General features: G+C 64.3%; 7 protein-coding genes and 1 pseudogene. 2 read left to right on the top strand and 6 right to left on the bottom strand.

From position 1 onward, the window contains the following. From WAN71_RS25220 to WAN71_RS25195, 6 genes and pseudogenes are all read right to left on the bottom strand, one after another. Positions 1-178 (bottom strand): WXG100 family type VII secretion target (locus tag WAN71_RS25220; RefSeq protein WP_422227938.1); only part of this gene is annotated, 178 nt, incomplete at its 3' end. Between the two features lie 33 nt (positions 179-211). Beyond that, entirely contained in the window at positions 212-508 is a 297-nt protein-coding gene (locus WAN71_RS25215; RefSeq protein ID WP_422224927.1) for a WXG100 family type VII secretion target, read from the bottom strand. A gap of 70 nt (positions 509-578) precedes the next feature. Then, on the bottom strand, positions 579-1,808 hold the full coding sequence (locus tag WAN71_RS25210) for a PPE family protein (RefSeq protein ID WP_422227937.1): 1,230 nt from the start codon (positions 1,806-1,808) through the stop codon (positions 579-581). Between the two features lie 15 nt (positions 1,809-1,823). Beyond that, the gene (locus WAN71_RS25205; RefSeq protein WP_422227936.1) at positions 1,824-2,123 is read right to left on the bottom strand and encodes a PE family protein; all 300 of its coding nucleotides are present in this window, start codon (positions 2,121-2,123) and stop codon (positions 1,824-1,826) included. Between the two features lie 247 nt (positions 2,124-2,370). Beyond that, positions 2,371-2,983 (bottom strand): annotated as a pseudogene (locus WAN71_RS25200) (dihydrodipicolinate synthase family protein); the annotation flags it as partial. A gap of 43 nt (positions 2,984-3,026) precedes the next feature. Then, positions 3,027-3,929 (bottom strand): endonuclease domain-containing protein, encoded by a 903-nt coding sequence (locus WAN71_RS25195; RefSeq protein ID WP_422227935.1) that lies wholly within the window; start codon positions 3,927-3,929, stop codon positions 3,027-3,029. Between the two features lie 104 nt (positions 3,930-4,033). Here WAN71_RS25195 and WAN71_RS25190 point away from each other — a divergent pair, with 104 nt between their 5' ends. Then, positions 4,034-5,587, top strand: a complete 1,554-nt coding sequence (locus WAN71_RS25190) for a purple acid phosphatase family protein (RefSeq protein WP_422227934.1) — start codon at positions 4,034-4,036, stop codon at positions 5,585-5,587. A 26-nt stretch (positions 5,588-5,613) separates the two neighbouring features. Continuing rightward, the gene (locus WAN71_RS25185) at positions 5,614-6,441 is read left to right on the top strand and encodes a mycofactocin-coupled SDR family oxidoreductase (protein ID WP_422227933.1); all 828 of its coding nucleotides are present in this window, start codon (positions 5,614-5,616) and stop codon (positions 6,439-6,441) included. Positions 6,442-6,716 lie beyond the last annotated feature (275 nt).

The following is a 6,716-nucleotide window of genomic DNA, read 5'->3' as shown; positions in this document are numbered from 1 at the left end:
TGCGGCCCAACTGGGTGATGAACTCCTGGCAGGCCACCGAACCCGAACCGCCCCAGAAGTCACCGGCGGCCAGCACATCGCGCACGATGGACTGGTGCTCGGCCTCCAACGACGCGGCCTGGGCGCGAATCAACGCACCGTGGGCGTCCACGTCGCCGAACTGATAACTGATCGACATTTCGATGTTCTCCTAAATAGCTTGAGAGATGGGCTAGCTGGACAGGATCTGCTGAGAGGCCTGCTCTTGGGTTTCGTAGTTGTTGGCGTCCCGGATCAGCCCGTCGCGCACACCGTGGAGCATGTTGACGATATTGCGGAAGGCCTGGTTCATCTGGCCCATGGTGTCATACGACGTCATCTGGGCCGTGCCACTCCAGCCGGCACCGGCAATGTTTTGGCTCGATGCCCACATCTTGCGGGCCTCGTCCTCCACCGTCTGGGCGTGCACATCAAAACGGCCCGCCATCGACCGCATCTCGTGCGGGTCAGTCATAAAACGCGTAGGCATAACTCTTTCTCCTTATTTCGATGTCATTTCAGCGTTAATACATTGTGCGACAACAGCATCCCCCCACCTCTCACCCGCCGGCCGGCGTGCGGGTTTCGACTTTCACGGGAGCTGTCTTGGCAGCCTGGGTGCCCATACCGCGCCCGCTGAGCGAACCCATGAGAGCTTGGGTGAACGGGCTATTGGGCAGACCCGCGGACGGGTTCATCGGGCTGACACTGGTTTCGGGCAATACCGGGGCGGCACGAACAGCCATCTCCGGCGCCCTGTTCGCCCAACCATTCGGTATCGACAGCCCGCCCAACCGTTGCGCCGAGGCCAGCTGCGCACCGACCGACTGCGCCCACGCCCGCATCTCGCCCTGGATGCCCCCCATCATGGCCTGCATCTTGCCGTCGAGGACTTTGGAGACGTCAGCCAGCATCGCCTGATTGCCCGCCTGCAACGCCTGGCTGGCGCTCATCGAGTTGGCCATGCTGATCAGCATGCGGGCCGGCATGCTGGCCAGCATCGTCCCGTAGTAGGCGGCCTGAATCGGAAGGATCGACCCGACGGAGGTGTTCACACTCGTCGTAGCCGCGCTCACGAGCCCGGTCTGCAAACTCGTTGGTACGCCAAGATCGCCCAACACGGCGCTCCAGTTCCCCGCTACTGTTTGCCCGGCGGGAGCGTTTCCCAGGTAGGCATTGAGCAGCGCCTGCAGGTCGGTGCCCAACGTGGACGTCGTATTCGCCGCCGACTGGGCGGCCGCGGCCGCGTTGGCGGACGTCCCCCCGTCGCTGGTCGTCGGTGCGGCGGTCTGTTGCGGCAATGCGGTGGCCTGCTGGGAGACCAGCGCATAGGTGTCCATCGTCAGGCCGTCCTGGAACCACATCTCCATGTAGTGCGCCTCGGTGGCCGCGATCGCCGGGGTGTTTTGGCCCAGGAAGTTGGTGGCGATGAGCGCCATCAACAACGCCCGGTTGGCCGCGATCACCGCTGGCGGCACCGTCGCGTCAAACGCGCCCTCATAGGCGGCAGCAGCCAACCTGGCCTGGGCACTGGTCTGAGCGGCTTGAATCGAGCTGGCCTGCAACCACGCGATGTACGGCGCCGTCGACGAAGCCATCCGCGCCGAGGACGGACCCAACCACGGCCCGCCGGTCAATTGCTGGATCACCGATTGATACGAGGTGGCCGTGGTCTCCAGGTCAGCGGCCAACTCGTCCCAGGCCGACGCCGCCGCCATCAACGGCCCCGCCCCCGCTCCGGAATACATCAAGGCCGAGTTGAGCTCGGGCGGGAACATCATAAAGCTCATCGGGTCACGCCCCCGTTACCCCGCAAATGCCGCATTCGCCGCCTCTGTCACCGCATAGGCCCCCGCACCGGAGCGCAATGCTGCCACCAACTGCTCATGTACCTCCGCCGCCTGGGCGGCGATCTGCTGATACGCCACGCCCTGCTGACCGAACTGGGCCGCGGTCATCGCCGACACAATGTCGGATGCCGCCGGGGCCAACCCCGTCGTCGGCGCCGCCGCAGCCGTATTACGGGCCACCATCGCGTCACCGACACCAGCCAAACTGCTTGCAGCACCCGACAACACTTCCGGCTGCGTAGTTACGAACGACACCTGCGCCCTCCTTGAGATGACGTCAAACCCCCGGTCAGCCGCCCGCGACAGTTAATATAATTAACTTAATGCGGGAAGCGTTGGTCCGGGGGCCTAACGGTGGGGCAATCGTAAATCACGAACCCGCCTGTTGTACTGAAAAATAGCAAAGACATTCAGCTCGCATCAACATTTTTCTTGACGTTCAGACAGGATGCTCTTGGACAAGAGCGCAACGCACTGAACTGTATCACGTTGGCCGGTGTTATTAGACGTCTGTCAGTAACTTCTGCAGCGCAACTCGCCCGTCGTCGTCAAGCGGTAGCAGTGGCCCGCGCGGATCCCCAACTCCCGCACCAATTAACTCCAACCCGGCCTTGACCTTGGTGGCCAGCCCGCCTGCCACGATGAACTCCAGCAGGGGCTTGAGCTCGGTGTAAATGGTTTGCGCTCTTGGTAATTCGCCAGCGCGCACCGCATCGTACAGGTCGATGCAGGGCTGTGGGCGCAGACACGGCGCGGCCGTGCACCAACCGGCGGCACCTGCCCGCAGCGCGTCCAGCACCAGCGGGTTGCTGCCGTTGTAGAACGGCAGCCGGCCCCCGTTGAGCTTGTCCATGCGCTGCATCCGGGAAAGGTCACCGGTGGACTCTTTGACCATAGAGACGTTGTCGATGGTGTCAAACATCCGCACCAACAGTTCCGGGCTCATATCAACCCCACTAGTGGCCGGGTTGTTCTTACATCATGATCGGAATCCCGATCGCCTGACCAATACTGTGAAAATGCTGAAAAATTTCCCGTTCCGACAGTTTCTAGTAAGACACTGGCAAGACCATCACCGCATCAGCGCCGGCGTGTTGCGCGTACTGCGCGCGCCGCGTCGACGGGCACCCGCCGTCGAGTGTGGGCTCGTGTCACGCTTTACGCCGAAAAGCGTGCATTAACCTCACACTCGGCGACCCAGGGGCAGCCAGCCGCCCGGAGCGCGTCGCAGATACGGGCAACTACGACCGCGGGCCGATAGCGGAGCAGTTCGCTGCTGACCCGGATGATGATCCAGCCGCGGGCGGCCAGTTCGGCGTAACGGTCGATGTCAGCCGTCCGCTGCGCCGGGTCGGTCCAGTGCTGCGCGCCGTCGAACTCCACGCCGACCTTCCACTCCGACCAGCCCATGTCGATGCGGGCGAACGGATAGCCGAAACGATCGTGCACCGCGATCTGCGTCTCCGGCTTGCGCAGCCCGGACCAGACGAGCACGAGCCGTGTCCGGCTTTCCTGCGGCGACTCGGCTCCGCCGTCCATCAGCTCGATTACGCGTCGCAGTTGAACCAAACCACGCGCACCGGGATGACGTTCGGCGACGGCTCTGACGGCCGCAGGGGTCAGCCCGGTGACGTTGGCCAGCGCATCGAGCCGAATGACGGCAGCGGTCAGGCCTTTTCGCCGCCCGAGGTCGAAGGCGGTGCGCGCGGGCGTGGTTACCGGTATCCCGCGGACCAAGCATGATTCATCAGCCGATAGGGCCTCGCGGTGGATAACAATGCCCCCTGTGGGGCATCCTTCGGCCCGATTCAGCTCGGCCGGTAGGCCCGGATCGATCCATCGCGTCCCATGCAACGCGGCCGCAGACAGCCCGGCAACGGTGGCGGTGCGACCCGACCACAGCCACGCCGCGATCGCGCGGCTGACGGGGGTAACCTGCCGGTCTTTGCGCAGGTAGACGTTGCGGTAGACCATCTCGTGGTGACTGCGCAGTGCCCGTCTGCTGACTTGGCCCGCGGCCAGCGCTTCGCTGCCGATGAACGGCCAATCCGGCTCCCCCATCCGGTCACGTTGGCACGGGCAGACCGTCGAATGTGGGCGTGTGTCACGCCTTCTGTGGATAAGCGTGCATCAACCCCACACTCGCGGGCCGGTATGAAGGAAGGGTGAGCGACGGAATCAACCGCCGGACGTTACTGACGACGGGCGCGACGGCGGCCATCGTCGGTGCGGGTGTCGGCGCGGGCGGTGTTGCGTTGCTCGGGTCACCGGGGCGCGGTCCCAGTCTGTGGGCCCGGCCCGATCGGAGCGGGGCGCAACCGGTGGGCGGCCTGCATCTGCAGTTCGGCAAAGATGCGTCCACCCAAGTCGTTGTCTCTTGGCACACCACCGATCCCGTTCACAACCCGCGGGTCATGGTCGGCACACCAACGTCCGGTTTCGGCCGCGTCGTGCCAGCCGAGACCCGCACCTACCGAGATGCGAAGTCCAAGACCGAAGTTCGCGTCAACCACGCCGTGCTCGACAACCTGGCTCCCAACACCGACTATGTCTACGCCGCGGTGCACGACGGCACCAACCCCGAGCTGGGGACAGTCCGAACTGCGCCGTCCGGGCGAAACCCGTTTCGCTTCACCAGTTTCGGGGACCAGGCAACGCCGACCCTTGGCCGACTGAAGAACACCAGCTACCGCAGCGACAATCTCGGCTCCCCGGCCGCCGGGGATACCACCACTGCCATCGAACGTCTCGGTCCGCTGTTCAACCTGGTCAACGGCGACCTGTGCTACGCCAACCTCGCGCATGACCGCATCCGCAGCTGGTCGGACTGGTTCGACAACAACACCCGCTCGGCCCGCTACCGCCCGTGGATGCCGGCGGCAGGCAACCATGAGAACGAATTAGGCAACGGGCCGGTCGGTTACGCCGCATACCAGACCTACTTCGCATTGCCCGACTCGGGATCCGACGCCGAACTCCGCGGGCTGTGGTATTCGTTCACCGCCGGGTCGGTGCGAGTGATCAGCCTCAACAACGACGACGTCTGCTTCCAGGACGGCGGCAACTTCTACGTACACGGCTACTCGGGTGGCGCGCAAAAGCGTTGGCTGGAAACCGAACTCGCCGCCGCACGAGCCGACCCGCGAGTCGACTGGGTGGTCGTCTGCATGCACCAGACCGCGATCTCCACCGCGGATCACACTAACGGCGCCGACCTGGGCATCCGCCAGGTTTGGCTGCCGCTGTTCGACCGTTACCAGGTCGACCTGGTGGTGTGCGGTCACGAGCACCACTACGAACGCTCGCATCCGGTGCGGGGAGCACAAGACACCGAAACCAAAACGCCGATCCCGGTCGAAACCCGCGGCGACGTGATCGACACCAGCAAGGGAACCGTCCACCTGGTCATTGGCGGTGGCGGCACCTCGGCGCCGTCGAACACCATGTTCTTCCCCGAGCCCAAATGCCGCGTGCTAACCAGCGTCGGCCAACTCGATCCGGCGATCGGACGCAAGGCACCCATCTACGTGGTGGAAGACGCGCCGTGGTCGGCGTTTCGCGACCGCGAAAACCCTTACGGTTTTGTGGCTTTCGACGTCGACCCGGGCTCGCCGGGCGGCAACACGTCGATCAAAGCAACGCACTACGCGGTCAACGGGCCCTACGGGGCGATCAGCGTGGTCGAAGAATTCACCCTCACTCGGCCCCGCCGCGGCTAAGCGCAGTGGCGCCTACGCTTGCCGGTATGACGACTACCGATCTCCCATTGGCCGGCAAGGTTGCCTACGTGACCGGCGCTGCCCGCGGCCAGGGTCGCTCGCACTGCATCAGGCTGGCCAGGGCTGGTGCCGACATCGTCGCGATCGACGCCTGCGGACCGGTCACTGCGCACAACGGCTATCCGCCGGCGCAGCCGGAGGACCTCGCCGAAACGGTGAATCTGGTGGAGGGTGAGGGACGCAAGATCATCGCCGCGGAAGTCGACGTGCGCGACGCGGCCGGGCAGCAGCGGGCGGTCGGCGACGCCGTCGAACAGTTCGGCCGGCTGGACATCGTGGTCGCCAACGCCGGAGTGCTGAACTGGGGCCGGCTCTGGGAGATTTCGGCAGAACAGTGGCAGGACACCCTCGACATCAACCTGACCGGGCTGTGGAACACGATCAAGGCGGTGGTGCCACCGATGATCGACGCCGGCAACGGCGGGTCGATCATCACGATCAGTTCGGCGGCCGGGATCAAGGCCGTTCCCGGCTGCGGCCACTACTCCGCAAGCAAGTTCGGCGTGGTCGGGCTGACCAACTCGCTTGCCGTGGAACTTGGCGAGTTCGGCATCCGGGTCAACTCCGTGCACCCGTACGGCACCGACACCCCGATGGGCAACGACGTCTCGATGTACCAGGTGTTTGCAGACCACCCGAACTACATCCACAGCTTCTCCCCCGGCGCGCTGCCGACAGAATCGCTCGCCGCCCCGGACCTGATCTCCGACATCGTGGTGTGGCTGGCCAGCGATGCCTCATCGCTGGTAACGGCGGCTCAAATCCCCGCCGACAAGGGATATTTGAAGATCTAGCACCGCCCTACTCAGGAAAATCTAGATTGTTTCTAAGTAATTTGTTAGGTTGAAGCGCGCCCGACTCATAGCCAACGTGTGTCTTAGGAAGGGCCAGATGGCGCGTCATCACAGCATCCAGGTAGTTGGCCTTGCGGTTTCCGCAGGGGCGTTCTTCGCCTTCGGCATGACACCGTTGGTCACCGCTGCAACGGCCAACGCCGACGAGTTCGACGTGATTCTCGAACCCATCCTCAATTCCCTCGCGAGCGTCGACCCCGCGATGGCCACTGATG

The sequence above is a fragment of the Mycobacterium sp. genome, assembly GCF_049280035.1.
Classification (GTDB): domain Bacteria; phylum Actinomycetota; class Actinomycetes; order Mycobacteriales; family Mycobacteriaceae; genus Mycobacterium.
This window is presented reverse-complemented; position numbering and strand designations above follow the sequence as displayed.

Excerpts from the sequence above, each read along its gene's own strand:
- WAN71_RS25215 (WP_422224927.1), bottom strand. The coding sequence starts at position 508 with ATGCCTACGCGTTTTATGACTGACCCGCACGAGATGCGGTCGATGGCG.
- WAN71_RS25195 (WP_422227935.1), bottom strand. The coding sequence starts at position 3,929 with ATGGGGGAGCCGGATTGGCCGTTCATCGGCAGCGAAGCGCTGGCCGCG.
- WAN71_RS25210 (WP_422227937.1), bottom strand. The coding sequence starts at position 1,808 with ATGAGCTTTATGATGTTCCCGCCCGAGCTCAACTCGGCCTTGATGTAT.
- WAN71_RS25185 (WP_422227933.1), top strand. The coding sequence starts at position 5,614 with ATGACGACTACCGATCTCCCATTGGCCGGCAAGGTTGCCTACGTGACC.